A 24,882-nucleotide genomic window follows, 5' to 3' on the forward strand; every position below is an offset into this window, starting at 1 on the left:
CGCTTAGTTGGCGGCAGCCTTGTTAGCCGCTCGCTCTTTGTCGACCAGTTTATCGGCCAGTTGCAGGGCTTGCTCGGCACCGCCGGCAGAACCCACGTCAAAACGATACTTACCGTTGACGATCATGGTTGGTACGCCAGAAATCTCATACTTCTTGGCCAGCTCTTTGGCCTGGACGATTTTGCCCTTGATGGCGAAGGAGTTGAAGGTGGCCAGGAACTTGTCTTTATCGACACCCTGAGTGGCCAGGAATTCGGCCATTTCTTCTGGAGTCACCAGTTTCTTGTGTTCTTTCTGGATCGCTTCGAAAACCGCGGCGTGAACCTTGTGCTCGACACCCATGGCTTCCAGGGTCAGGAACATCTGGCCATGTGCGTCCCAAGGGCCGCCGAACATGGCCGGAATGCGCACGAAGTTGACGTCGGAAGGCAGCTTCTCAACCCATGGATTGATCACTGGCTCAAAAGCGTAGCAATGCGGGCAGCCATACCAGAACAGCTCCACGACTTCGATCTTGCCAGGCACGGCAACCGGAACCGGATTGGTCAGTTCGACATAAGGGGCGGCGGGGGCTTCGGCGGCTTGGGCAGTCATGCCGAACAGGCTGGCAGCGACGAGTGCGGCGCTGATGATCAGATTACGCATGCTTTACTCCTGGACAATTTTGGTCGCCTCGCGCGACCTGTTTTCAGACAGGTCCTGGCGGGCTTGAGTTCTGTAGTGTAACGGCAGCGGCCACAAAAAAGGGCGGCCAAAGCCACCCTTTTTATACTTGCTGCGACGGATTAATCGAGCGTTAACGTTGCAGGAGATGTTCATCGCACGCAACGCTCGATCAACCGGCCTTAGTGCAGGCCTTGAATGTAGCTGGACACGGCGGCGATATCTTCGTCGCTCAGTCGTTTGGCGATGGTCTGCATGGTTTTGGCATCGCCATCGTTGGTGCGTCCACCTTCTTCCTTGCGGAAATCGGTCAGCTGCTTGGCGACGTATTGAGCGTGCTGGCCACCCAGGTGCGGGAAGCCGGCAGCGACGTTGCCTGCGCCGTTTGGCGAGTGGCAACCGGTGCAGGCTGGCAAGCCTTTGGCCAGGTCGCCGCCACGGAACAGTGCTTCACCGCGAGCCACGATTTTAGGGTCGGCGGCGCCAACACTGCCGTTCTGCTTGGCGAAGTAGGCGGCGATATCAGCCAGGTCCTGGTCACTCAGGTTGGTCAGCAGGCCGGTCATTTCCAGAACGGTGCGCTTGCCCGACTTGATGTCGTGCAATTGCTTGGTCAGGTAGCGTTCACCCTGACCCGCCAGTTTCGGAAAGTTAGGCGCCATGCTGTTGCCATCCGGGCCATGACAGGCGCCACATACTGCGGCTTTCGCCTGACCAGCAGTCGCATCACCTGCAGCATGGGCAATGCCGGAGATCCCCACGGTCAACAGCAGACTCACGATCAATTTGTTCATCAGCTAATCCAACTACGGCTAAGGGTTAAAGAGTTATGGACCGGGATCACTCGCTCATCCAGTGGATGATGGCCTGGTAATCCTCGGCACTGCAGTCCATGCACAAACCACGCGGCGGCATCGCCTTGAAACCCTGGGTCACGTGTTGCACCAGCGTCTCCATACCTTTCGCCAACCTCGGCGTCCAAGCTTCCTGATCGCCCTTTTGAGGCGCCATGGGTAGTTGGCCGGAATGACAGGCACCACAAACACGGTTGTACACAGCTTCCGGATCCTGTGTAGCCTGAGCGCTGTAAAGCGGTATCAAGACACCGGCAGCTAGCAGCCATTTCGTCATAAAACGACCTTTTCAGGGTTGAGAGCGTTCTGCGTTCTAATGCGCAATCAAGGTCAATCGCTCTCGTGAACTTCATCCTACGCTGGGACAAAGCGCACACAAAATCTGCGGCATTATATACTGGCGTCACTGAAACGGAAACGACACCGCTTGCCGCGTCCATTCCCGGCGCCGCCCACATCGGAAATCCCATGCAACTCAAGAATCCCATCCTCGGCCTGTGCCAACAGTCCACCTTCATGCTCAGCGCTGCCAAAGTCGACCAATGCCCGGACGATGAAGGCTTTGAAGTGGCCTTCGCGGGCCGTTCCAACGCCGGCAAGTCCAGTGCGCTGAACACCCTGACGCACGCCAGTCTTGCGCGAACCTCGAAAACTCCGGGGCGCACGCAGCTCTTGAACTTCTTCAAGCTAGACGATGATCGTCGTCTGGTCGACCTTCCGGGGTACGGTTACGCAAAAGTACCCATTCCGTTGAAGCTGCACTGGCAGCGTCACCTGGAAGCGTACCTGGGCGGTCGCGAGAGTTTGAAAGGTCTGATCCTGATGATGGACATCCGTCATCCAATGACCGACTTCGACCTGCTGATGCTCGATTGGGCCGTCGCCGCCGGCATGCCGATGCATATTTTGCTGACCAAAGCCGACAAGTTGACGTACGGGGCAGCGAAAAATGTCCTGCTCAAGGTTCAGGCAGATATTCGCAAGGGTTGGGGGGATGCGGTAAGTATCCAGTTGTTCTCGGCGCCAAAACGCCTGGGTCTGGAAGACGCCTACACTGTACTGGCGGGCTGGATGGAGCTGGCGGACAAGGGTTCCGAGGCTGCCGAGTAAGGCGTTGAAGCAAATTGCGGGCAAAAAAAACCCCGGACTTCTATGGGGAGGGGGAAGTTCCGGGGTCCAAGTTCCGGACCGCTAGGGCGGGGTCCAGATATCTGCCAACACTTAACACAACATAGGAGCATCGAAGGGCTTCACCAGCCATTCAGTAACTCTGAGTGGCGGTTGACGGAATTAGTTCCGAAGAAGTTCCAAACCCATTGGAAATAAGCCCAAGCATCTTTCGACATAATGGTGCTCCCTGTTTTCTGCCGCGGCACTATGCCGCAGCAGAAAACGCCTGTTCAGACGGCTCAGTGAGCCTCATCCCAGTTATTCCCGACCCCGACTTCCACCAGAAGCGGCACGTCCAGCTTCGCCGCATCGCTCATGTGGATACGAATTTCCTCGCGAACCTGATCGACCAGATCCTCACGCACTTCGAGCACCAATTCATCGTGCACCTGCAGGATGACTTTGGCGTCGAGCCCTGACGAGGTCAGCCAGTTATCCACAGCCACCATGGCTTTCTTGATGATGTCCGCCGCGGTGCCTTGCATCGGGGCGTTGATCGCTGTGCGCTCGGCACCTTTGCGCAGGGCCGGGTTTTTCGCGTTGATTTCCGGCAGGTACAAGCGACGACCGAAGATCGTTTCAACGAAACCTTGCTCGGCCGCCTGGGCGCGCGTGCGCTCCATGTATTGCAGCACGCCAGGGTAACGGGCGAAATAACGGTCGATGTAGGCCTGCGACTGTTTACGATCCACGCCAATTTGCTTGGCCAGGCCAAACGCGCTCATGCCGTAGATCAAGCCGAAGTTGATCGCCTTGGCACTGCGGCGCTGATCGGTGGTGACATTGGCCAATTCCACGCCGAAAACTTCAGCGGCGGTGGCCTTGTGCACGTCCAGGTCATTGCGGAACGCGTGCAGCAAACCTTCGTCCTTGGCCAAGTGGGCCATGATCCGCAGTTCAATCTGCGAGTAGTCCGCCGCCAGCAGTTTGTAGCCTGCGGGGGCAACAAATGCCTGACGAATACGGCGGCCTTCGGCGGTGCGGATCGGAATGTTCTGCAGGTTCGGATCACTGGACGACAAACGCCCGGTCGCCGCAACAGCTTGATGATAGGACGTGTGAATCCGTCCGGTGCGCGGGTTGATCTGTTCCGGCAGGCGATCGGTGTAGGTGCTTTTCAGCTTGCTCATCGAGCGGTACTGCATCAGCACTTTAGGCAGCGGGAAATCCTGCTCGGCCAGTTCCGCCAGCACGGCTTCGGCGGTGGAGGCCTGGCCCTTGGCGGTTTTGCTGAGCACCGGCAGACCGAGTTTTTCGTACAGGATCACGCCCAATTGCTTGGGTGAGCCGAGGTTGAACTCTTCGCCGGCGATGGCGAACGCCTCACGCTCGAGAGCGACCATCTTCTCGCCCAGTTCCACGCTCTGAATGCCCAGCAGGTTGGCGTCGACCAACGCGCCCTGGCGTTCGATCCGCGCCAGCACCGGCACCAGCGGCATTTCGATTTCGCTCAGGACTTTGCTCAGGCTCGGGATGGCATTGAGCTTTTCCTGCAGTGTTTGGTGCAGGCGCAGGGTCACGTCAGCGTCTTCGGCGGCGTAAGGCCCGGCCAGTTCCAGAGAGATCTGGTCAAAGGTCAGCTGCTTGGCGCCTTTGCCGGCGATGTCCTGGAAGCTGGTGGTGGTGTGATTCAGGTACTTGAGCGCCAGGCTGTCCATGTCGTGACGGGTCGCCGTGGAGTCCAGCACGTAGGATTCGAGCATGGTGTCGAAAGCGATGCCCTGCACGGTGATGCCGCAGCTCTGATCACCGCCGATGGCGCAGTTGGCCAGGATGTTCATGTCGAACTTGGCGTGCTGGCCAACCTTGAGCTTGTTCGGGTCTTCCAGAATCGGTTTCAGCGCGCGAAGTACAGTGTCACGGTCCAGCTGGTCCGGCACGCCCATGTAGGAATGGGTCAGCGGGATGTAGGCTGCTTCGTTGGCTTGTACAGCGAAAGACAGGCCGACCAGTTGTGCCTGCTGCGCATCGATGCCAGTGGTTTCGGTATCGAAGGCGATCAGCTTGGCGTCGTTGAGTTTCTTCAGCCACAGGTCGAAATCAGCCTGGGTGAGGATCGTCGTGTACTTGAGTTCAGTCTCGGCGGCAACTTCTTCAGCCACCGGCGCGGTCACTTCCTGCCCGGAACGCTTGGCGTCGCGCTGGTTGTCTTCGAACCAGCTCTTGAACTCCAGCAGGGTGTACAACTCAGCGAGCTTGTCGTGATCCGGCTTGCCCATTTGCAGGTCATCGAGGCCGATGTCCAGCGGCACGTCGATCTTGATGGTCGCCAGTTGATAGGAGAGGAACGCCATCTCTTTGTGCTCTTCAAGCTTGGCAGGCAGGGTTTTCGCGCCGCGAATCGGCAGGGTCGGGACGATGTCGAGCTGCGCATACAGCTCGGTCAAACCGCCGTTCACGCCTACCAGCAGGCCGGAAGCGGTCTTCGGGCCAATCCCCGGAACGCCCGGGATGTTGTCGGAAGAGTCGCCCATGAGGGCCAGATAATCGATGATCTGCTCGGGAGCGACGCCGAATTTCTCCTTCACGCCCTCCACGTCCATGCTGCTACCGGTCATGGTATTGACCAAGGTAATGTGGCCGTCGACCAGTTGCGCCATGTCCTTGTCGCCGGTGGAGATGATCACCGGGCGATCCGCCGCCGCGCTGCTGCGGGCCAGGGTACCGATCACGTCATCGGCCTCGACGCCTTCGACGCACAGCAGCGGGAAGCCCAAAGCGATCACGCTCTGGTGCAGCGGCTCGATCTGCACGCGCATGTCGTCGGGCATGCTTGGGCGATTGGCCTTGTATTCGGCGTACATGTCATCGCGAAACGTCCCGCCCTTGGCGTCGAACACCACGGCGAACGGACTGTCCGGGTACTGCTTGCGCAGACTCTTGAGCATGTTCAATACGCCCTTGACCGCACCGGTCGGCAGGCCTTTGGACGTGGTCAGCGGTGGCAGCGCGTGAAAGGCGCGGTACAGGTAAGAAGAACCGTCCACCAGGACGAGGGGGGCTTGGCTCATGAGCAGGATCAACCTTTTCGGCGGGTCCGGCGCTAGAATAGCGGGACCGTTGACGACAAAGGGACAAGGTTATCATGCGCACACTAAATCGCCTGTTGCTGGCTGGCTTGTTTGCAACTGTTCCATTGGCCGTCATGGCGGCGGACGATGTTTCGAAACAGGAACCGGAGGTTACGATCCGCACGGAGGGGGACAAGGTCATTCAGGAGTACCGTCAAAACGGTTTCCTGTATGCGATCAAGGTCACGCCGAAGGGTGCACCCCCGTACTTTCTGGTACGCGCAGACGGGACGGACGCAAACTTCATCCGCTCGGATCAGCCGGATATGCTGATTCCGGCGTGGAAAATCTTTGAGTGGAAGTAGTTTCTTAATTTCAATCGGCGTCGGCTCACGAGCGGCGCCCGTACTGGCAGTTTAAACATGTCTGTGTTCACCCCCCTGGCTCGGCCCGAGCTGGAAGCTTTTCTCGCCCCTTATGGCCTCGGCCGCCTGCTTGATTTCCAGGGGATTGCTGCCGGTAGCGAAAACACCAATTTCTTTATCAGCCTGGAGCAGGGCGAATTCGTCCTGACCCTGGTCGAGCGCGGCCCGGTGGATGAAATGCCGTTCTTCATTGAGCTGCTCGACGTCCTGCACGAGGCCGATTTGCCGGTGCCATACGCCCTGCGCACCACCGATGGCGTTGCCCTGCGCGAACTGGCCGGCAAGCCGGCGCTGCTGCAACCGCGACTGGCCGGCAAGCACATCAAACAGGCCAACGCGCAGCATTGCGCACAGGTCGGCGAGTTGCTGGCGCACCTGCACTTGGCGACCCAGGCCAACATGATCAAGCGCAAAACCGACCGGGGTCTGGACTGGATGCTGGAGGAGGGCACGCAGTTTCTTTCCCACCTGAACGCCGAACAAAGCGATCTGCTGAAACGGGCGCTGGATGAAATTGCCGAGCAGAAGGCAAAAATCCTCGCGCTGCCGCGGGCCAATATCCATGCCGACCTGTTCCGCGACAACGCGATGTTCGAAGGTACGCACCTGACCGGGTTGATCGACTTCTACAACGCTTGCTCGGGGCCGATGCTCTACGACGTGGCGATTGCCTTGAACGACTGGTGTTCGGACGACGACGGCTTGATCGACGGGCCGCGGGCGCGGGCGTTGCTGGGGGCTTATGCGGCGTTGCGTCCGTTCACGGCGGCTGAAGCCGAGCTGTGGCCGACGATGCTGCGCGTGGCGTGCGTGCGGTTCTGGTTGTCACGATTGATCGCGGCGGAATCGTTTGCCGGGCAGGACGTGTTGATTCATGACCCGATGGAGTTTCAGTTGCGGTTGGCGCAGCGGCAGAAGGTCAGCACACCGCTGCCGTTTGCCCTTTAAAAGCTTCGCGAGCAAGCCCGCTCCCACATTTGATCTCCTGTGCACACAAATTCTGTGGCTGGCGCAGTTCCAATGTGGGAGCGGGCTTGCTCGCGAATGGGGGCGACACAAATGTCGGTGTTACAACGACTCCAGACACCCGGCCAAATCATTCCCCAGCTTCTCCAGCACCTGCTCATACCCCTGAGCCGTCGCTGGCGTGTACCCGCCCAACGCATCCAGTTCCGCCAGTTTCACCGGCAAACCCGCAACCAGCGTCTCTGCCAGGCGCGGACGCAACGGCGGTTCGCTGAACACGCAGGTCTTGCCGACTTCCTGCAACCGCGTGCGCATCGCTGCGACGTGTTGGGCCCCCGGCTGGACTTCGGCGGCGACGCTGAATACGCCCGTATGCTTCAGGCCGTAAGCGTCTTCAAAGTAGTCGAACGCTTCGTGGAACACGAAGTACGGCTTGCCTGCGATCCCGGCAAGACGTGCCTTCACGCGCAGGTCCAACGCATCCAGTCGCTCGTCGAATGCCTTGAGATTGCTTTGATAACGCGCGGCATTGGCGGGATCGGCGGCACTCAGGTCAGCGGCCATTTTGCTGGCGATGACCCGGGCATTAACCGGTGACAACCACAAATGCGCGTCCAGGCTGCCAGGACGGTGATCGTGGTCATGCTCATCGGCTTCTTCCGCATGGGAGTGACTGTCTTCGGCGAAGCGACGCAATGTCAGTCCCGGCAAATCCTGCACCGCAACGCTCGGCAGCGTACGACCATTCAACACGCGCGGCAGGAAACCTTCCATGGCCGGCCCGATCCAGTACAGCAGATCGACCGATTGCACCTTCCGTACGTCGGAAGGGCGCAAGGCATAGTTATGCGGCGAAGCTCCCGGCGGCAGCAACACTTCCGGAATCGCCACGCCGTCCTGCACCGCAGCGGCAATCAACTGCAGGGGCTTGATGGTGGTGAGGACTTTGACCTCGGCGTGCGCCGAACCAATCAGCAGAAAACTGGCGACAAATGCGACAAAGATAGAAAAAAGTCGGGACACGATGACCACTCGAAGAGGCGAGAACGGGTAACATAATAACGTCTCTCACAAAACTCGTCGCCGCTCATGCCTAAAACACCGATTGCCAGCCGTCCCCACGACCACTCTCATTGCGTGCATACCGCTCTGTCTGAGGCCGATGTCCTGTGCGCACGTCAGGGGCTGCGCCTGACCGCTTTGCGTCGGCGGGTGCTGGAACTGGTGTGGCAAAGCCACAAACCGCTGGGCGCCTACGACATTCTTGCGGTGCTCAGTGAGCAGGATGGCCGCCGCGCCGCGCCGCCAACCGTGTACCGCGCGCTGGATTTCCTCCTGGAAAACGGCCTCGTGCACCGCATCTCCTCGCTGAACGCCTTCGTCGGCTGCAATCATCCAGGCCATGCCCATCAGGGGCAGTTCCTGATTTGCCGCGAATGCCACGCTGCCATTGAGCTCGAACAGAAATCCATCAGCGACGCCATCGTTGGCAGCGCCAAGGATGTGGGATTCATCGTCGAAGGCCAGACCGTCGAAGTGGTCGGTCTCTGCTCGGGCTGCCAGGGGGCTTGATGAGCAAAGCGCTGATCCGCCTCGAGCAGGTTGCCGTCACGTTTGCCGGGCAATCCGTGCTGGATAACATCGAACTGAGCGTCGAGCCGGGGCAGATCGTCACCCTGATCGGCCCTAACGGTGCCGGCAAGACCACGCTGGTGCGCGCGGTGCTTGGGCTGTTGAAACCGGACAGCGGCACGGTTTGGCGCAAGCCGAAGCTGCGCGTGGGTTACATGCCGCAAAAACTTCACGTCGATCCGACGCTGCCGCTCTCGGTGCTGCGCTTCTTGCGGCTGGTGCCGGGCGTAGACCGTGCCATGGCGCTGTCCGCGCTCAAGGAAGTCGGCGCCGAACAGGTGATCGACAGCCCGGTGCAAAGTGTCTCCGGCGGTGAAATGCAGCGGGTGCTGCTGGCCCGGGCGCTGCTGCGCGAGCCGGAACTGCTGGTGCTCGACGAGCCGGTGCAAGGCGTCGACGTCGCCGGCCAGGCCGAGCTCTATAGCCTGATCACACGGCTGCGCGACCGTCACGGCTGCGGCGTGTTGATGGTGTCCCACGATCTGCACCTGGTGATGAGCACCACTGACCAGGTAGTCTGCCTCAATCGTCACGTCTGCTGCTCCGGCCATCCAGAGCAAGTCAGCGGCGATCCAGCCTTCGTCGAGCTGTTCGGCAAGAACGCCCAAAGCCTGGCGATTTATCACCACCACCACGACCACGCCCATGACCTGCATGGCTCGGTCGTCACGGCGGCGCAACCCCACGTTCACGGAGATAGCTGCAAGCATGGCTGATTTTCTGCTCTACGCCCTGCTTGCAGGTTTGGCTTTGGCGCTGGTGGCGGGCCCGCTGGGTTCGTTCGTGGTCTGGCGGCGCATGGCTTATTTCGGCGACACCCTGTCTCACGCAGCCTTGCTCGGCGTAGCGCTGGGGTTCTTGCTGGACGTCAGCCCGACCGTTGCGGTGACCGTGGGCTGCTTGCTGTTGGCGGTGCTGCTGGTGACCTTGCAGCAACGCCAACCGCTGGCGTCTGACACCCTTTTGGGAATTCTCGCACCGAGCACGCTCTCTCTGGGCCTGGTGGTACTAAGCTTCATGCACGAAGTGCGGATCGACCTGATGGCGTATCTGTTCGGCGACCTGCTGGCGATCAGCCCGACCGATCTGGCCTGGATCCTCGGCGGCAGCGCGGCGGTATTGGCGTTGCTGGTGACGTTGTGGCGGCCGTTGCTGGCCATCACCGTGCATGAAGAGTTGGCCAAGGTCGAAGGATTGCCGGTGGCGTCGTTGCGCCTCGCGCTGATGCTGCTGATCGCCGTGGTGATCGCGGTGGCGATGAAAATTGTCGGTGTTTTGCTGATTACGTCGCTCTTGATCATCCCCGCGGCTGCGGCACAACGTCACGCCCGGTCACCGGAACAGATGGCACTGGGCGCGAGCCTGCTGGGCATGCTCGCGGTCTGTGGCGGGCTGGCACTCTCGTGGTTCAAGGACACACCGGCGGGCCCCTCGATTGTTGTGACGGCGGCCGCACTGTTTCTGCTGAGTTTTGTCCTGCCCCGTCGAGGGGTGTAGACTTGCTCGTTTTTTGCGCAAATAGAGAGTCGCAGGAATGAAGCCGTTCGCCTCACGTTATCTGCTCCTTGTCGCATTTTCCTTGCTGCTGGGCGCCTGCCAAAGCACGCCACCGGCGGCCACCGAGGCCACGGACGCGCGAGCTACGGCCATCGCACAGCTGGAACAAAGCCTCGCCAGCAACGAGTTGGCCACCGCCGAAGATCAACTGGCCGCCTTGCAGGCCCAGTCCCCCAACGATCAATCCCTTGAGCAATACCAACGGCAACTGGCCGAAGCCTATCTGCGCCGTAGCCAGATCGTGTTGCAAAAAGGTGATGTGAACGCCGCCGCCACCGCGCTGAGCCGCGCCCGGGTCCTGATGCCCAAAGCCCCGGCGCTGACCGGTGGGGTGAATAACGCCATCGTCACGGCCCGCAAAGCCGAGCTGGATAAAGCCGAAGCCGATCTGAAAGCTGCCGAAGCCAAACCCCAGGCGAAGGTGATCGATCCCACGGCTGAAAGCACCACGGTTGCGTTGAATCTCAACGATATGGCGAAACTTCGTCGCCAACTGGATGCCATCGCCGCCGATGTGGTGAATTATCAGTGCGACGTGAGGATTCAGGCACCACGCACCGATGATTACCCATGGTTGGCTACGTTGCTGACCAAGCGGGTGAAGAAACTCGATCCGGACTTCGATCTGAAGCTGGAAAAGCAGATCCTGCGCAACATTCCGGCGCAGATGGTTCTGAGTCCGCGTAAACCCTAAAAGCTTCGCGAGCAGGCTCGCTCCCACAGGGTTATGTGATCGACACAAATCCCATGTGGGAGCGAGCCTGCTCGCGATAGCGTCCTAACTATCCAAACAGATCCTAAGCCGGAATCGCTTTAGCCTTAGTCTCCCGATCCCAAACCCGATGCTGTCCGATCGCCGCAAAAAACGGCTTGATCAACTTCGCATCCGCCCCGACGATCAACCCCGCATCAACCTCCAGCTTCAACACGTCCAGCAACTGCTTCGCCTCGCCATGCAGGGCAATCGCCTTCAAGTGCTTGTACGCCTCCAGCAGGTAATGCAACGCCACGCCATCACCGCTCAACGCCTTGATCGACGCCGCGCCACCCGGCACAAACACCGCATCGAACGCCACGGAAGGCAAGCCTTCCATCGACGCATCCACGGGCAACATTTTGCCATCGGCGGTTTTCACCGGTGCCGAGGTCGGCCCCAGCAATTTGGCGTGCGCGCCTTCGGCCTGCAGCGCCTTTTTCATCGCATCAATCGCTGCACCATCGACACCGTTGGCCGCAAGAATCGCCACTTTTCGGGTTTTGATGTTGCCCGGCAGCAAATTGGCCTGACTCAGAGCCGGCGAACGGTCAAGGGATGTTTTTGGCACCTCGACCGTCCCGGCTTTCGGCGCTGGCAAACCAAGGTTGGCGGCCACGCGTTTGGCCAGTTCCATATCGATGTTGGCGAGGATCTCGTTCACCTCGCGCGCCCGAATGCTCTCGCGTTCAACTTTGCCGAGTTCGAAGCTATACGCCGAGATGATGTGCTCCTGCTCGTGCTTGCTCATGCTGTGGAAGAACAGCCGCGCCTGGGAGAAGTGGTCGCTGAACGACTCGCTGCGCTGCCGGATCTTGTTGGCGTCGATGCGCTCCGGATAACTCTCGAAGCCACCGTCCTGCGAGGCGGGCGGCGTTTCTTTCGGCCAGCCGCCGTCAATGGAGTTCGGCTCGTACGCTGCGCGCCCCTTGTCGATGGTGGTGCGGTGCATCGCATCGCGCTGACCGTTATGGAACGGCGCCACCGGCCGGTTGATCGGGAGCTCATGAAAGTTCGGCCCGCCAAGTCGGCTGATCTGCGTATCGGTGTAGGAAAACAGCCGACCTTGCAGCAACGGATCGTTGGAGAAATCGATCCCCGGTACGATATGGCCCGGGCAGAACGCGACCTGTTCGGTTTCGGCGAAAAAGTTGTCCGGGTTGCGGTTGAGCACCATTTTGCCCAGCGGCGTGATGGGGACGGTTTCTTCTGGAATCAGCTTGGTGGGATCGAGGATGTCGAAGTCGAAATCGTGCTCGTTTTCTTCTTCAATGACCTGCACGCCCAGTTCCCACTCGGGGTAGTCGCCCATCTCGATGGCTTCCCAAAGGTCGCGACGGTGGAAGTCGGTGTCTTTGCCGGCCAGCTTCTGCGCCTCATCCCACACCAGCGAACACGTGCCGGCAGTGGGGCGCCAGTGGAATTTGACGAAGCGCGATTTGCCTTCGGCGTTGATCAGCCGAAACGTGTGCACACCGAAGCCCTGCATGCTGCGCAGGCTTTTCGGGATCGCCCGGTCGGACATGGCCCAGATCACCATGTGCGCCGATTCCGGCACCAAAGAGACGAAGTCCCAGAACGTGTCGTGAGCCGAACCGCCGGTAGGGATCTCGTTATGCGGCTCCGGTTTCACCGCGTGTACGAAGTCCGGAAACTTGATCGCGTCCTGAATGAAGAACACCGGCATGTTGTTGCCCACCAGGTCGAAGTTGCCTTCGTCGGTGAAGAACTTCACGGCGAAACCTCGTACGTCCCGCACCGTATCGCCTGACCCGCGCGGGCCCTGAACCGTGGAAAAACGCGTAAACACTGGCGTCTTCTTGCCCGGATCCTGCAGGAAACCGGCCTTGGTCAGCACGGAATGGTTTTCGTACGTCTGGAAGTAACCATGCGCGCCGGTCCCGCGGGCATGGACAATGCGTTCCGGAATGCGCTCATGGTCAAAGTGCGTGATTTTCTCACGCATGATGAAGTCTTCCAGCAGCGAAGGCCCGCGGGCGCCCACTTTCAGGGTGTTCTGATTGTCCGAAACCTTCACGCCCTGGTTGGTGCGCAGGGCCTGTTCGGTGGCGTCGGAGCGAAATTTCTCCAGGCTGTCGAGCTTGGTATTGGTGTTGCCGCGGTCCAGGGTGTCGGTACCGGCCAATGCGCTTTTGCCGGGGGCAGGCTTCTTGTTACTCATCGGTCTAAACTCCTCGTTGCGATTCCCGCCTTAGCCAGGATTCTTGTGCAGTCCCCAGGCACGGCACCGGGGGCGTTTTCGAGTTGCCTTATTAGTGACTGATGGGGTTTTTAGCCGTTCCTTTTTTATGACCTTTGATCGCGTTATTGCCAAATCGAAGGTTGAATGCGGAATAAATGCTAATAACCTCTATACGGACAGGCTAAAATGCGCGCCCGGCTAACCGCTGATCCTTTTCTAACGCGCCCCACAAGGTTCGCTACGTGATCGAGTTTCAAAACGTCCATAAAACCTACCGCGTCGCCGGTAAGGATATTCCCGCCCTGCATCCGACCAGTCTGACGATTGAGAACGGTCAGGTCTTCGGCCTGATCGGCCATTCCGGCGCGGGAAAAAGTACCCTGCTGCGTCTGATCAATCGCCTGGAGAACTCCAGCGGCGGCAAGATCTTCGTCGACGGCGAAGAAGTCACCGCGCTGGACGCCAACAGCCTGCGGCGCTTCCGTCAGCAAGTCGGGATGATCTTCCAGCACTTCAACCTGCTGGCGTCCAAGACCGTTGCCGACAACGTCGCGTTGCCACTGACCCTGGCCGGCGAGCTGTCGCGCAGCGAGATCGACCTGCGGGTTGCCGAGTTGCTGGCGCGGGTGGGTTTGTCCGATCACGCCAGGAAGTACCCGGCGCAGTTGTCCGGTGGCCAGAAGCAGCGCGTCGGCATTGCCCGCGCCCTGGCGACCAAGCCGAAAATCCTGCTGTGCGATGAAGCCACCAGCGCCCTCGACCCGCAGACCACCGCGTCGGTCCTGCAATTGCTGGCCGAGATCAACCGCGAGCTGAAACTGACCATCGTCCTGATCACCCACGAGATGGACGTGATCCGCCGTGTGTGCGATCAGGTCGCGGTGATGGACGCCGGTGTGATCGTCGAGCAAGGTTCGGTGGCCGAGGTGTTCCTGCATCCCAAGCACCCGACCACCAAGCGCTTCGTGCAGGAAGACGAGCAGATCGACGAAAGCGAGCAGCGCGATGACTTCGCTCACGTGCCGGGCCGCATCGTGCGTCTGACCTTCCAGGGCGAAGCGACCTACGCGCCGTTGCTCGGTACCGTCGCCCGGGAAACCGGTGTGGACTACAGCATCCTGGCCGGCCGTATCGACCGCATCAAAGACGTCCCTTACGGGCAACTCACTTTGGCCGTCACCGGTGGCGACATGGACGCGGCATTTGCCCGTTTCACCGCGGCTGACGTCCACATGGAGGTGCTGCGCTAATGGAAGCCCTGACTGCTTTCTTTTCCAATATCGACTGGTTCGAAATCTGGCTGGCCACCGGCGACACGCTGCTGATGCTCGGCGGTTCGTTGTTGTTCACCGTGTTGCTCGGCTTGCCGCTGGGTGTGCTGCTGTTCCTGTGCAGCCCGCGTCAGTTGCTGGAAGCCAAAGGCGTCTACGCGATGCTGTCGCTGGTGGTGAACATCCTGCGTTCGCTGCCCTTCATCATCCTGTTGATCGTGATGATTCCGTTCACGGTGCTGATCACCGGTACGTCGCTGGGTGTCGCCGGTGCGATCCCGCCGCTGGTGGTGGGCGCTACGCCGTTCTTCGCACGACTGGTGGAAACCGCGTTGCGTGAAGTGGATCGCGGCATCATCGAAGCCACCCAGGCCATGGGCGCGACGACGCGTCAGATCATCACCAATGCCTTGTTGCCAGAAGCCCGCCCGGGCATCTTCGCGGCGATTACGGTGACGGCGATTACACTGGTGTCCTACACGGCCATGGCCGGTGTGGTCGGCGCCGGTGGTCTGGGTGACCTGGCGATCCGTTTCGGCTACCAGCGTTTCCAGACCGATGTCATGGTGGTAACGGTGGTGTTGCTGCTGGTGCTGGTCCAGGTGCTGCAAACCGTTGGCGACAAATTGGTTGTGCATTTTTCCAGAAAATAAACAGTTCACGTAAATAAGTCATGAGCCGGCCATTCGCTGGCAGGCGCCAAACGGGCGCCTCATATGGAGTTAGCTGAATGAAGAAACTACTCGTCGCGTTCGCTGCCGTTGCAGCCTTTTCCGCCCATGCCGACACCCTGACCGTCGCGGCGACCCCGGTCCCGCACGCAGAAATCCTCGAATTCGTGAAACCGGCCCTGGCCAAGGAAGGCGTGGACCTGAAGGTCAAAGTCTTCACCGACTACATTCAGCCGAACGTGCAGGTGGCGGAAAAACGTCTGGACGCCAACTTCTTCCAGCACCAGCCCTACCTCGATGAGTTCAACAAGGCCAAGGGCACCAACCTGGTCGCCGTTGCCGGTGTGCACATTGAGCCGCTGGGCGCTTACTCCAGCAAGTACAAGGCACTGACCGAATTGCCGGGCGGCGCCAACGTGGTGATTCCGAACGACGCCACCAACGGCGGCCGTGCGCTGTTGCTGCTGGCGAAGGCTGGCCTGATCAAGTTGAAGGATTCGAACAACATCCTGTCGACCGTGAAGGACATCACCGAGAACTCCAAGGACCTGAAATTCCGTGAACTGGAAGCCGCGACCATCCCGCGCGTGCTGACTCAGGTCGACCTGGCGCTGATCAACACCAACTACGCGCTGGAAGCCAAGCTCGATCCGTCCAAGGACGCACTGGTCATCGAAGGCAGCGACTCGCCATACGTGAACATCCTGGTGGCCCGTCCGGACGACAAGGACAGCGAGGCGATGAAGAAACTGGTTGCTGCGCTGCACAGCCCGGAGGTCAAAGCGTTCATTCTTGAGAAGTACAAAGGCGCGGTATTGCCTGCGTTCTGAAATTGAAGGGGACGCGGAGCATCCCTGGCTGCATTACCACGCAGAGCGTGGGAACGATCGGGGCGCATTCATTGCGCCCCTTTTTTATGCCTGAAACACCGTACATGTGGGAGCGGGCTTGCTCGCGAATGCGGTGTGTCAGTCAAAATATTTGCTGACTGATCCACCGCATTCGCGAGCAAGCCCGCTCCCACATTGGGTCTGTGTTGTCCGAACTATTTGCGGTTAAGCATCACCGGCAACTGCGCCACTAGCTTTGCGTTGTTCAACGGCGCCCGAATAAACCCGCGCTGCGTGCCGTCCGGCCCGATCACCGCCAGGTTGCCGCTGTGATCCACCGTGTAATTAGGCTTGCTGGTGTCCGCCGGAATAAACGGAATGCTCACCGCGTTGGCCAGTTTCTGAATGTCATCCACCGATGAGGCGGTCAGGCCTTTGAACTGCGGATCGAAGTAGCCCAGGTACTGCTTGAGCTGAGCCGGGGTATCACGGTTAGGGTCAACGCTGACCAGGATGACCTGCAACTTGGCCGCCGCTTCCGGTGGCAACTCGCTCTTGATCTGACGCAGCTGGGCGAGGGTGGTCGGGCAGATGTCCGGGCAGAAGGTGTAGCCGAAGAACAGCAGGCTCCACTTGTCTTTCAGCTGATTGACCGTCACCGGGTTGCCGTCCTGATCGGTCATCTTCACGTCCGGCAGGTTGCGGCTTTGCGGCAGCAAGATGATGCCCGCATCGATCAGCGCCGTCGGGTCGCCCTGGCCTTTGCCGGACAGCACTTTATTGATGGTCAGGCCCAGGACCAGTGCGATCAGGGCGACGAGAATGAAGACGGTTTTCTGGGTTCGAGTCATAGGTTCAACAGTAAGTAGTGGTCTACGAGCAGCGCGATAAACAGCAGGAACAAGTAATAAATAGAGTACTTGAACGTGTTGATCGCCGCGTGCGGCCGAGTGCCACGGTACAGCACCACGGCCCATTGCAGAAACCTTGCGCCCAGCCCCAGCGCGCAAATCAGGTAGAGCATGCCGCTCATGTGGATCACGTAGGGCATCAGGCTGACGGCCAGCAACGCGAAGGTATAAAGCAGGATGTGAACCTTGGTGTAGTGCTCGCCATGGGTGACCGGCAGCATCGGAATGTCGGCCTTGGCGTATTCCTCTTTGCGGTGGATCGCCAGGGCCCAAAAGTGTGGCGGGGTCCAGGCGAAGATGATCAGCACCAGCAGCAGGGGTTCGGCACTGACGTGACCGGTGGCGGCGGTCCAGCCGAGCAGTGGCGGGGCAGCACCGGCCAGGCCGCCGATGACGATGTTCTGCGGCGTCGCGCGTTTCAGAAAGCCGGTATAGACCACCGCATAACCGAGCAACGAAGCCAGGGTCAGCCACGCCGTCAGCGCATTGGTGAACGCGAGCAGCACGGCTTGGCCCAGCACGGCCAATACCAGGGCAAACGTCAGCGCCGCCGCCGGTGACACCCGGCCTTCGGCCAACGGACGTTTGTGCGTGCGGGCCATCACCGCGTCGATGCGCCGGTCCACCACATGGTTGACCGCTGCCGCACCGCCGGCACACAGGGCGATCCCCAGGTTGCCAAACACCAGCACCGTCCATGGCACCCCGGCGCGGGTCGCGAGGAACATGCCGACCAGCGAGGTGATGAGCATCAGCACTACCACTTTCGGCTTGGTCAGCTCCAGATAGTCGCGCCAGATTGCCTGACTGTGACGTTCGCCGATCAGAGTCGCCATGGCATCTCTCCTTTTATTGTTATGGGCCCGGCCGAGTGTTTACGCGGGCTGAACCGCCAGCGCGCAGGGGATTGCTGCTTGACCCGAACCAGACTGGTTCGCGCGTGATAATTGACCAGCACCATCGTCAGCAACAGGGCTGCGCCGCCGGCGGTGTGGGCGACGGCCACCGGCAGCGGCAGATGGAACAGCACGTTGCTGATACCGAGGGTGATTTGTGTGGCGAGGGCGATCAGCACCAGCCCCGCGAGGCGTGTCATGCCGACGACCTTCAGCTGCCAGGCGAGCCCGAGCAGCACGAGCGTGACCAGCAGCGCGCCGATACGGTGCGTCAGATGAATCGCCGTGCGTGCGTCGCTGTCCAGTTGTCCGCCGAGGTAGTTCGGGCCGATATGCTGGGTCAGGTGGAAGCCGTTGGCGAAATCGGCCGGTGGAATCCACTGCCCATGGCAGGTCGGGAAATCGATGCAGGCCACGGCGGCATAGTTGGAACTGACCCAGCCGCCGAGGGCGATTTGCAGGATCACCAGCAGCAACCCGGCCGTTGCCCAGTACTGCAAACGCCGTGGCACGGTCAGCGCCGGCAATACGCCGGACAACCTCAAGGTCAGTAGAAACAGCAGACTCAGCGTGGCAAAGCCACCGAGCAAATGCCCGGTCACCACCTGCGGCCAGAGCTTGAGCGTCACCGTCCACATGCCGAACGCGGCTTGGGCGAACACCACGGCGAGCAGGAACAGCGGCAACTTCACCGGTTGCCCCGGATGACGACGATGCACCCAGGCGCGACCGGCCAAGACTGCGATCAGCATTCCCAGCGTGCCGGCAAAGTAACGGTGGATCATCTCGTTCCAGCCCTTGTGGGCCACCACCGGCGTATCGGGAAAATGCAGCTCGGCATGGGCCAGTTGGGCTTCGCTTTTCGGCACGCTGATGAAGCCGTAGCAACCCGGCCAGTCCGGGCAGCCGAGGCCGGCGTGGGTCAGGCGGGTGTAGGCGCCGAGCAGCACCACAATCAGTGCCAGCAAGGTGGCAAACAGCGCGAGGCGAAATCCAGGTTTGGCCATGACGATGCCCTTATCCGATGTTCGACAGTTTCAGCAGATGACGCAGGTCGTTGAGCAGGTCCTTGCCCTTCACCGTCGGGTCATAGCGCAGCACCAGATTGCCGTGCGGGTCGATGATCCACAGCTGAGGTGCGGTTTTGTCGCCAGCCCCGGCTTTTTTATTGAAAGCGCTGAAGGTAGTCAGGTCCATGGGGTAACGTTGCAGTTGCGGGTATTCGCGGGTCAGCTTGGCGTCGTAATCCGCCGTCAGCGGTTGTGCGGCCGCCAGTGCATGGCTGGCGCGGGAGGCATCACGGCCGAGACCGATCTGGATCTGCCGCGCCAGGTACACCAGTTGTTGGCAATCCACCGAGCAATCCTTCGGCGCGGTCACCAGCATCTGCCAGCGATCCTCCTGGGCCTGCACGCCGAGGTCGGCGCGGGTCTGGCCGTTGCCGATCAGTTCGCCGTGATAGCTGCGACCCTCCGGCACCCAGAACTGCAGTTTGTACATGCCGGTGGCGAGGATCATCGGACCGATGACCCCGAGCAGAATCAGCAGCAACTGCAAGCGCCCCTTGCGTCGACTCGCCGGCGTTTTCGCCTCAGACATGCTGGGTGGATTCATGGCCGCTCCCATGGTGTTTCTCCTTTGCGTTGTGCCAGCCGAGATAGAGATAGAGGCCAAACAGGGCAAGCGACATGGCGAACCACTGCACGGCATAAGCGATGTGTTTTTCCGGACCCATGGCGACGACAGACCAATCGGCCTGATACGTCGCGGGACCCGTTTCTGCGCGTAATTCGTAGGCAAACCCTTCACGTCCCAGCGCCGTCCAGAGCTTCGACGGCTCGACGGCGGTGACCAGCTCAGGCCAGGCGGTGGCGCTCGGATCGGCGTGCAGCTGGAAGGTCGCGCCGGGAGATACGTAGACCCAGGCGTCCAGGCTCAAGGCCTCTTTGGGTGTGGCAAACTGCGGCGGAGTGCGCCGGTCCGGCCAGGGCAGCCAGCCGCGATTGACCAGCAACCAGAGTCCGGTCGTCTGGTCCTGAAACGGTTGCAGCAGCTCGACGCCGACCTTGCCGTCGCGCTGGCGGTTATCCAGCAACAGGCTGTGCGCGGCGTCGAACTGGCCATGCAGGCGAACGCGGCGGAAGGCCGGATCCTCGGTGTGTTGCAGTTCGGTGCTGGCCATCGGCTCGGCGGCGCGGCGCTCGGCATAGCTTTGCAACAGCGCGCTTTTCTCCGCGGCCCGGCTCAGTTGCCAGAACCCGAGCGACACCAGCAGCGGCAGCAACAGGGCCACCACCAGTGTCGGCACGATGCCCGGCCGGAAGCGCTTCATGGCGTGGCCAAAAAGTCGTGAGTCGCGATAGCTATACTCAAGTGCATCGCCTTTCCCCCGGAGTCTCACCATGCTCAAAGCAGCCATCGTCCTGATGCTGATTGCCACGGTTGTCAGCCTGTTCAGCGGCCTGTTTTTTCTGGTCAAGGACGACAGCAGCTCAAACCGCCTCGTCATTGCCTTGAGTGTTCGTGTTGCCCTGGCCGCCACCACCGTCGGCTTGATCGCCTGGGGTTTCTACAGCGGCCAGTTGGTCTCTACGGCGCCTTGGTAATGGCTCAGAGCACATAGACGAAAACGAACAACCCGATCCACACCACGTCCACGAAGTGCCAATACCAGCTCGCCGCCTCGAAACCGAACTGGTGTTCGTTATCGAAGTGCCCGCGCATGATCCGCATCAGCATCACGAACAGGATGATCGTGCCGATGGTTACGTGGGCGCCGTGGAAACCGGTGAGCATGAAGAACGTCGCACCGTAGATGCCCGAACCCAGGGTCAGGCCCAGTTCGTGGTAGGCATGCATGTACTCTTCAGCCTGGAAACCGAGGAATGCGCAGCCCAGCAATACGGTGATCGCCAGCCAGATTTTCAACGCGCCGCGATGGCCCTTTTTCAAGGCGTGGTGGGCGATGGTCACCGTGACGCTGGAGCTCACCAGCAAAATGGTGTTGAGCAGCGGCAGGCCCCACGGGCTGATGACTTCCTTGGGCGGCGGAAAGAGTTTCGGGTCCGGGGTGTGCAGCAGCGGCCAGGTGAACTGGAAGTTCGGCCACAGCATGTGGGCGATGCCTTTCGGGCCTTCGCCGCCGAGTGCGGGCCCCGAGATGTGCCGTACATAAAACAGCGCACCGAAGAAGGCGATGAAGAACATCACTTCCGAGAAGATGAACCAGCTCATGCCCCAGCGGAAGGAACGGTCCATCTGTGCGCTGTATAAGCCTGCGCGACCTTCCTTGATCACCGTGCCGAACCAGCCGAACAGCATGTACGCCAGCAACAGGCCGCCGACGAAAAAGATCAGCGGGCCGTGGGATTCCGGGCGTGCGGCTTTCAGATCATTGAACCAGGTGGCCAGGCCGAACACGGTGGTGAGCATGCCGAACGTGGCGATGATCGGCCATTTGCTCTGGGCCGGTACGTAATAGTGTTCATGAGTTGCCATTTATTGTTCTCCTTATCGGGCACGCATTGGCGCCTAGCCACCGGTACTGGCGGCAACCGCCACGGGTGGATGGCGTGCGGTGATATCGAACAGCGTGTAAGACAGCGTCAGGTGCTTCACATCCGTGGGCATGTCACGGTCAACGATGAAACGTACCGGCATCTCGATCCGTTGACCGGGCTGCAGCACTTGCTGGGTAAAACAAAAACATTCGGTCTTGTGGAAGTACGCCGCCGCGGTGCTGGGCGCGATGCTCGGCACGGCCTGGGCGCTCATCGGCTTGTCGGTCGGGTTGTGCGCGATGAAAATCATCTCGTTCACCGCTCCCGGATGGGCCGTCAGCTCTTCACTCTTTGGATAGAAATCCCAGGGCATGTCAGCGGTGTTGGTCGACAGGAACTGCACGCGCACTTGCCGCGACGTGTCGACCGTTTGCTCGCCCTCGTACTGCCCGGCAGTCTTGCCGTTAATGCCGAACGCCTTGCACATCACGTCGTAGATCGGCACCAGGGCAAACCCGAAGACAAACATCGCCACCACCACCAGCAACAGGCGGGTGACCAGTTTTTTCATCGAAATCGAGTCAGCCATGATTTCCAACCTCCGCCGTTAACCCTGTGAGTGCTACGCACTCAAACGGGGGCAAGCCCCCTCGCCACAGGGTGGTTGTCACAGGTCCGAGGCGTTTCATTTCACTTCCGGCGGCGTGGTGAAGGTGTGATAAGGCGCCGGTGACGGAATGCTCCACTCCAGGCCTTCCGCGCCATCCCACGGTTTGGCCGGTGCTGGCGGGCCGCCGCGAATGGTCTTGATCACGATGAACAGGAAGAAGATCTGCGTCGCACCGAACATGAACGCGCCAATCGAGGAGACCATGTTGAAGTCGGCGAACTGCAGGTTGTAGTCCGGAATCCGCCGCGGCATGCCCGCCAGGCCCACGAAGTGCATCGGGAAGAACGCCATGTTCATGCCGATGAACGAGAGCCAGAAGTGCAGCTTGCCGAGGGTTTCGTCGTACATGTGGCCGGTCCACTTCGGCATCCAGTAATAGGCCGAGGCAAAAATCCCGAAGATCGCCCCTGGCACCAGTACGTAATGGAAGTGCGCGACCACGAAGTAGGTGTCCTGATACTGGAAGTCCGCCGGGGCGATGGCCAGCATCAACCCGGAGAAACCGCCGATGGAGAACAGGATCACGAACGCCACCGCAAACAGCATCGGCGTCTCGAAGGTCAGCGAGCCTTGCCACATGGTGCTGGCCCAGTTGAACACCTTCACCCCGGTCGGCACCGCGATCAGCAGCGTGGCGTACATGAAGAACAGCTCGCCCACCAGCGGAATACCGACCACGAACATGTGGTGCGCCCAGACGATGAACGACAGGAACGCGATGCTTGCCGTCGCATAAACCATCGAGGTGTAACCGAACAGCGGCTTGCGCGAGAAGGTCGGGATGATCGAGCTGACGGCACCGAAGGCCGGCAGGATCATGATGTACACCTCGGGGTGGCCGAAGAACCAGAACACGTGCTGGAACAGCACCGGGTCACCGCCACCGGCGGCACTGAAGAAACTGGTGCCGAAGTGGATGTCCATCAGCATCATCGTCACGCACCCGGCCAGTACCGGCATCACCGCAATCAACAGGAACGCAGTAATCAGCCAGGTCCAGACGAACAGCGGCATTTTCATCAGCGTCATGCCGGGGGCGCGCAGGTTGAGGATGGTCGCGATCACGTTGATCGCGCCCATGATCGAACTGATCCCCATCAAGTGGATGGCGAAGATGAAGAACGTCACGCTTTCCGGTGCGTAGGTCGTGGACAGCGGGGCGTAGAACGTCCAGCCGAAGTTCGGACCGCCACCGGGGGTGAACAGGGTCGACACCAACAGGATGAACGCCGCCGGCAGCAGCCAGAAGCTGAAGTTGTTCATCCGTGGCAGGGCCATGTCCGGCGCGCCGATCATCAACGGGATCATCCAGTTGGCGAGCCCGACGAAAGCCGGCATCACCGCACCGAAGACCATCACCAGACCGTGCATGGTGGTCATCTGGTTGAAGAACGCCGGCTCGACGATTTGCAGCCCCGGCTGGAACAGCTCGGCGCGAATCACCATCGCGAACGAGCCACCCAGCAGGAACATGGAGAACGCAAACCACAGGTACAACGTGCCGATGTCTTTGTGGTTGGTGGTCAGCACCCACCGCATCAGGCCTTTGGCGGGGCCGTGGGCGTGGTCGGCGTGACCGTGGTCATCGATAACAGCGCTCATGGCCTGTCTCCTGCAAACAGATGGGCTGGGCAGGCCGGGGCGCGCTGCCCCGACCGGTTCCTTACACGCGCAATAGACCGGGTCATTTGCTTTCCGCCTGTTTCAGCTCCAGTACTTCTTTAGGAGTGACCATGTCGCCTTTGTTGTTGCCCCAGGCGTTACGTTCGTAGGTCACGACCGCCGCGATATCGACTTCCGAGAGCTGCTTGCCGAATGCCGCCATGGCGGTGCCGGGCTTGCCGTGGAAGACAATGCTCAGGTGACCTTCTTTCGGTCCGGTGGCGATTTTCGAGCCCTTGAGTGCCGGGAACATCGGTGGCAGGCCCTGACCTTCGGCCTGGTGACAGGCGACGCAGGTGGTGTGATAGATCTTGTCGCCGCGTTCCTTGAGCTCGTCCAGGGTCCATTCCTTGCTGGTCAGCTCCTTGAGCTGCAGGGCTTCAGCCTTGCGGTCAGCGAGCCATTTTTCGTAATCGGCCTTTTCCTTGACCTCGACCACAATCGGCATGAAGCCGTGATCCTTGCCGCACAACTCGGCGCATTGGCCGCGGTAGATGCCGGGCTTGTCGATACGGGTCCAGGCTTCGTTGACGAACCCCGGGATCGCATCGCGCTTGACCGCGAAGGCCGGGACCCACCAGGAGTGGATGACGTCGGCGGAGGTCACCAGGAAGCGCACCTTCGCGCCAATCGGCAACACCAGCGGCTTGTCGACCTCGAGCAAGTAGTGCTCGCCCTTGGTTTCCTTGTTGTGGATCTGGTCGGCGGGGGTGGTCAGGTTGCTGAAGAACTCGACGTCCTGGCCCAGGTACTTGTAGTGCCACTTCCACTGATAGCCGGTGACCTGGATGTCGATATCCGGCTCACTGGCGTCATACATCTTGATCAGGGTGGCCGTCGCAGGAACCGCCATGGCCACCAGAATCAGGAAGGGCACGATGGTCCAGAGGATTTCGACGGTAGTGCTTTCATGAAATTTTGCTGCCACCTGCCCGGTCGAGCGGCGGTGGACCATCATCGACCAGAACATGGCGCCGAAGACGATGATGCCGATCACTACACAGATCCAGAAAATGGTCATGTGCAGGTCAAATACTGCGTGACTGATTTCAGTCGCTCCCGGCGCCATATTCACAGTCCAGGCGGCTTGCGCCTGACTGAAAATCGACCACAACAGGAGGCCCATCCAGACGTGTGGATGTCGCATCATTGCGGGTTCCCCTTATCGTTCTTGTTATCCCGCCGGCTTTCACCTGCGGCAAGGGAGCGGCTTTTTCAGACTACGAACTTGAATCG

General features: G+C 60.3%; 26 protein-coding genes. 11 read left to right on the plus strand and 15 right to left on the minus strand.

From position 1 onward, the window contains the following. Positions 1 to 3: 3 nt before the first annotated feature. From BK660_RS10685 to BK660_RS10695, 3 genes are all read right to left on the minus strand, one after another. Positions 4 to 645 carry a thiol:disulfide interchange protein DsbA/DsbL gene (locus BK660_RS10685; RefSeq protein ID WP_059181884.1) on the minus strand — a complete coding sequence of 214 codons (642 nt, stop codon included), beginning with the start codon at positions 643 to 645 and terminating at the stop codon, positions 4 to 6. A 200-nt stretch (positions 646 to 845) separates the two neighbouring features. Then, positions 846 to 1,457 carry a c-type cytochrome gene (locus BK660_RS10690; RefSeq protein WP_027926153.1) on the minus strand — a complete coding sequence of 204 codons (612 nt, stop codon included), beginning with the start codon at positions 1,455 to 1,457 and terminating at the stop codon, positions 846 to 848. A gap of 46 nt (positions 1,458 to 1,503) precedes the next feature. Continuing rightward, a complete protein-coding gene (locus BK660_RS10695) occupies positions 1,504 to 1,794 on the minus strand; it encodes a c-type cytochrome (RefSeq protein ID WP_027926152.1) in 291 nt (96 codons plus the stop codon). Between the two features lie 191 nt (positions 1,795 to 1,985). On the opposite strand from BK660_RS10695, the gene yihA reads away from it, so the two are divergent. Next, the gene (yihA, locus tag BK660_RS10700; protein ID WP_027926151.1) at positions 1,986 to 2,627 is read left to right on the plus strand and encodes a ribosome biogenesis GTP-binding protein YihA/YsxC; all 642 of its coding nucleotides are present in this window, start codon (positions 1,986 to 1,988) and stop codon (positions 2,625 to 2,627) included. Positions 2,628 to 2,926: 299 nt separating this feature from the next. Here the strand turns inward: yihA and polA are convergent, their stop codons facing one another. After that, the gene (polA, locus tag BK660_RS10705) at positions 2,927 to 5,698 is read right to left on the minus strand and encodes a DNA polymerase I (RefSeq protein ID WP_123433283.1); all 2,772 of its coding nucleotides are present in this window, start codon (positions 5,696 to 5,698) and stop codon (positions 2,927 to 2,929) included. A gap of 74 nt (positions 5,699 to 5,772) precedes the next feature. On the opposite strand from polA, the gene BK660_RS10710 reads away from it, so the two are divergent. After that, entirely contained in the window at positions 5,773 to 6,063 is a 291-nt protein-coding gene (locus BK660_RS10710) for a DUF2782 domain-containing protein (RefSeq protein WP_123433284.1), read from the plus strand. Positions 6,064 to 6,120: 57 nt separating this feature from the next. After that, a complete protein-coding gene (locus tag BK660_RS10715; RefSeq protein ID WP_027926148.1) occupies positions 6,121 to 7,071 on the plus strand; it encodes a homoserine kinase in 951 nt (316 codons plus the stop codon). A gap of 120 nt (positions 7,072 to 7,191) precedes the next feature. On the opposite strand, the gene BK660_RS10720 is transcribed toward BK660_RS10715, so the two are convergent. Beyond that, positions 7,192 to 8,112, minus strand: a complete 921-nt coding sequence (locus BK660_RS10720; RefSeq protein ID WP_123433285.1) for a zinc ABC transporter substrate-binding protein — start codon at positions 8,110 to 8,112, stop codon at positions 7,192 to 7,194. 66 nt (positions 8,113 to 8,178) lie between these two features. On the opposite strand from BK660_RS10720, the gene zur reads away from it, so the two are divergent. The 4 genes from zur to BK660_RS10740 are packed head-to-tail and all read left to right on the plus strand — an operon-like array spanning position 8,179 to position 10,972. Further along, a complete protein-coding gene (zur, locus tag BK660_RS10725) occupies positions 8,179 to 8,661 on the plus strand; it encodes a zinc uptake transcriptional repressor Zur (RefSeq protein WP_123433286.1) in 483 nt (160 codons plus the stop codon). Beyond that, positions 8,661 to 9,437, plus strand: a complete 777-nt coding sequence (gene znuC, locus BK660_RS10730) for a zinc ABC transporter ATP-binding protein ZnuC (RefSeq protein WP_123433287.1) — start codon at positions 8,661 to 8,663, stop codon at positions 9,435 to 9,437. The genes zur and znuC overlap by 1 nt, the downstream gene beginning before the upstream one ends. Further along, the gene (gene znuB, locus BK660_RS10735) at positions 9,430 to 10,218 is read left to right on the plus strand and encodes a zinc ABC transporter permease subunit ZnuB (protein WP_027926144.1); all 789 of its coding nucleotides are present in this window, start codon (positions 9,430 to 9,432) and stop codon (positions 10,216 to 10,218) included. Before znuC ends, znuB begins: the two co-directional genes overlap by 8 nt. 37 nt (positions 10,219 to 10,255) lie before the next feature. Next, entirely contained in the window at positions 10,256 to 10,972 is a 717-nt protein-coding gene (locus tag BK660_RS10740; RefSeq protein ID WP_123433288.1) for a PA5502 family lipoprotein, read from the plus strand. 103 nt (positions 10,973 to 11,075) lie between these two features. On the opposite strand, the gene katE is transcribed toward BK660_RS10740, so the two are convergent. Continuing rightward, positions 11,076 to 13,214, minus strand: coding sequence for a catalase HPII (gene katE / locus BK660_RS10745; protein ID WP_123433289.1), 2,139 nt, complete (start codon positions 13,212 to 13,214; stop codon positions 11,076 to 11,078). 263 nt (positions 13,215 to 13,477) lie between these two features. On the opposite strand from katE, the gene BK660_RS10750 reads away from it, so the two are divergent. The 3 genes from BK660_RS10750 to BK660_RS10760 all read left to right on the plus strand — a co-directional run bounded on the left by BK660_RS10750 (position 13,478) and on the right by BK660_RS10760 (position 16,007). Then, complete coding sequence (locus BK660_RS10750; protein ID WP_123433290.1) at positions 13,478 to 14,485, plus strand: methionine ABC transporter ATP-binding protein; 1,008 nt, start codon at positions 13,478 to 13,480, stop codon at positions 14,483 to 14,485. Continuing rightward, positions 14,485 to 15,159 (plus strand): methionine ABC transporter permease, encoded by a 675-nt coding sequence (locus BK660_RS10755; protein WP_123433291.1) that lies wholly within the window; start codon positions 14,485 to 14,487, stop codon positions 15,157 to 15,159. Before BK660_RS10750 ends, BK660_RS10755 begins: the two co-directional genes overlap by 1 nt. Positions 15,160 to 15,236: 77 nt before the next feature. Continuing rightward, positions 15,237 to 16,007, plus strand: coding sequence for a MetQ/NlpA family ABC transporter substrate-binding protein (locus tag BK660_RS10760; RefSeq protein ID WP_123433292.1), 771 nt, complete (start codon positions 15,237 to 15,239; stop codon positions 16,005 to 16,007). 215 nt (positions 16,008 to 16,222) lie between these two features. Here the strand turns inward: BK660_RS10760 and BK660_RS10770 are convergent, their stop codons facing one another. Genes BK660_RS10770 through BK660_RS10790 form a run of 5 tightly spaced genes read right to left on the minus strand, consistent with a single transcriptional unit; the run spans position 16,223 to position 20,146 of the window. After that, positions 16,223 to 16,858, minus strand: a complete 636-nt coding sequence (locus BK660_RS10770; protein ID WP_123433293.1) for an SCO family protein — start codon at positions 16,856 to 16,858, stop codon at positions 16,223 to 16,225. Further along, positions 16,855 to 17,754, minus strand: coding sequence for a heme o synthase (cyoE, locus tag BK660_RS10775; RefSeq protein WP_059181881.1), 900 nt, complete (start codon positions 17,752 to 17,754; stop codon positions 16,855 to 16,857). The genes BK660_RS10770 and cyoE overlap by 4 nt, the downstream gene beginning before the upstream one ends. Continuing rightward, positions 17,742 to 18,821, minus strand: coding sequence for a COX15/CtaA family protein (locus tag BK660_RS10780; protein WP_123433294.1), 1,080 nt, complete (start codon positions 18,819 to 18,821; stop codon positions 17,742 to 17,744). The genes cyoE and BK660_RS10780 overlap by 13 nt, the downstream gene beginning before the upstream one ends. A 10-nt stretch (positions 18,822 to 18,831) precedes the next feature. Beyond that, the gene (locus tag BK660_RS10785; protein WP_123433295.1) at positions 18,832 to 19,440 is read right to left on the minus strand and encodes a hypothetical protein; all 609 of its coding nucleotides are present in this window, start codon (positions 19,438 to 19,440) and stop codon (positions 18,832 to 18,834) included. After that, on the minus strand, positions 19,406 to 20,146 hold the full coding sequence (locus tag BK660_RS10790; protein ID WP_123433296.1) for an SURF1 family protein: 741 nt from the start codon (positions 20,144 to 20,146) through the stop codon (positions 19,406 to 19,408). The genes BK660_RS10785 and BK660_RS10790 overlap by 35 nt, the downstream gene beginning before the upstream one ends. Positions 20,147 to 20,216: 70 nt before the next feature. Between BK660_RS10790 and BK660_RS10795 the strand changes: the two genes are divergently transcribed. Next, positions 20,217 to 20,420: a twin transmembrane helix small protein gene (locus BK660_RS10795; RefSeq protein WP_027926133.1), complete on the plus strand. Its 204-nt coding sequence runs from the start codon at positions 20,217 to 20,219 to the stop codon at positions 20,418 to 20,420. Positions 20,421 to 20,424: 4 nt separating this feature from the next. Here the strand turns inward: BK660_RS10795 and BK660_RS10800 are convergent, their stop codons facing one another. The 4 genes from BK660_RS10800 to coxB all read right to left on the minus strand — a co-directional run bounded on the left by BK660_RS10800 (position 20,425) and on the right by coxB (position 24,796). After that, a complete protein-coding gene (locus tag BK660_RS10800; RefSeq protein ID WP_123433297.1) occupies positions 20,425 to 21,312 on the minus strand; it encodes a cytochrome c oxidase subunit 3 in 888 nt (295 codons plus the stop codon). 33 nt (positions 21,313 to 21,345) lie between these two features. Then, positions 21,346 to 21,903: a cytochrome c oxidase assembly protein gene (locus tag BK660_RS10805; protein WP_123433298.1), complete on the minus strand. Its 558-nt coding sequence runs from the start codon at positions 21,901 to 21,903 to the stop codon at positions 21,346 to 21,348. A 96-nt stretch (positions 21,904 to 21,999) separates the two neighbouring features. Then, positions 22,000 to 23,586 carry a cytochrome c oxidase subunit I gene (gene ctaD / locus BK660_RS10810; RefSeq protein WP_123433299.1) on the minus strand — a complete coding sequence of 529 codons (1,587 nt, stop codon included), beginning with the start codon at positions 23,584 to 23,586 and terminating at the stop codon, positions 22,000 to 22,002. 82 nt (positions 23,587 to 23,668) lie between these two features. Further along, positions 23,669 to 24,796: a cytochrome c oxidase subunit II gene (gene coxB / locus BK660_RS10815; RefSeq protein ID WP_123433300.1), complete on the minus strand. Its 1,128-nt coding sequence runs from the start codon at positions 24,794 to 24,796 to the stop codon at positions 23,669 to 23,671. Between the last annotated feature and the right edge of the window lie 86 nt (positions 24,797 to 24,882).

Origin of the sequence: Pseudomonas brassicacearum (assembly GCF_003732265.1) — a bacterium.
Lineage (GTDB): Bacteria > Pseudomonadota > Gammaproteobacteria > Pseudomonadales > Pseudomonadaceae > Aquipseudomonas > Aquipseudomonas brassicacearum_D.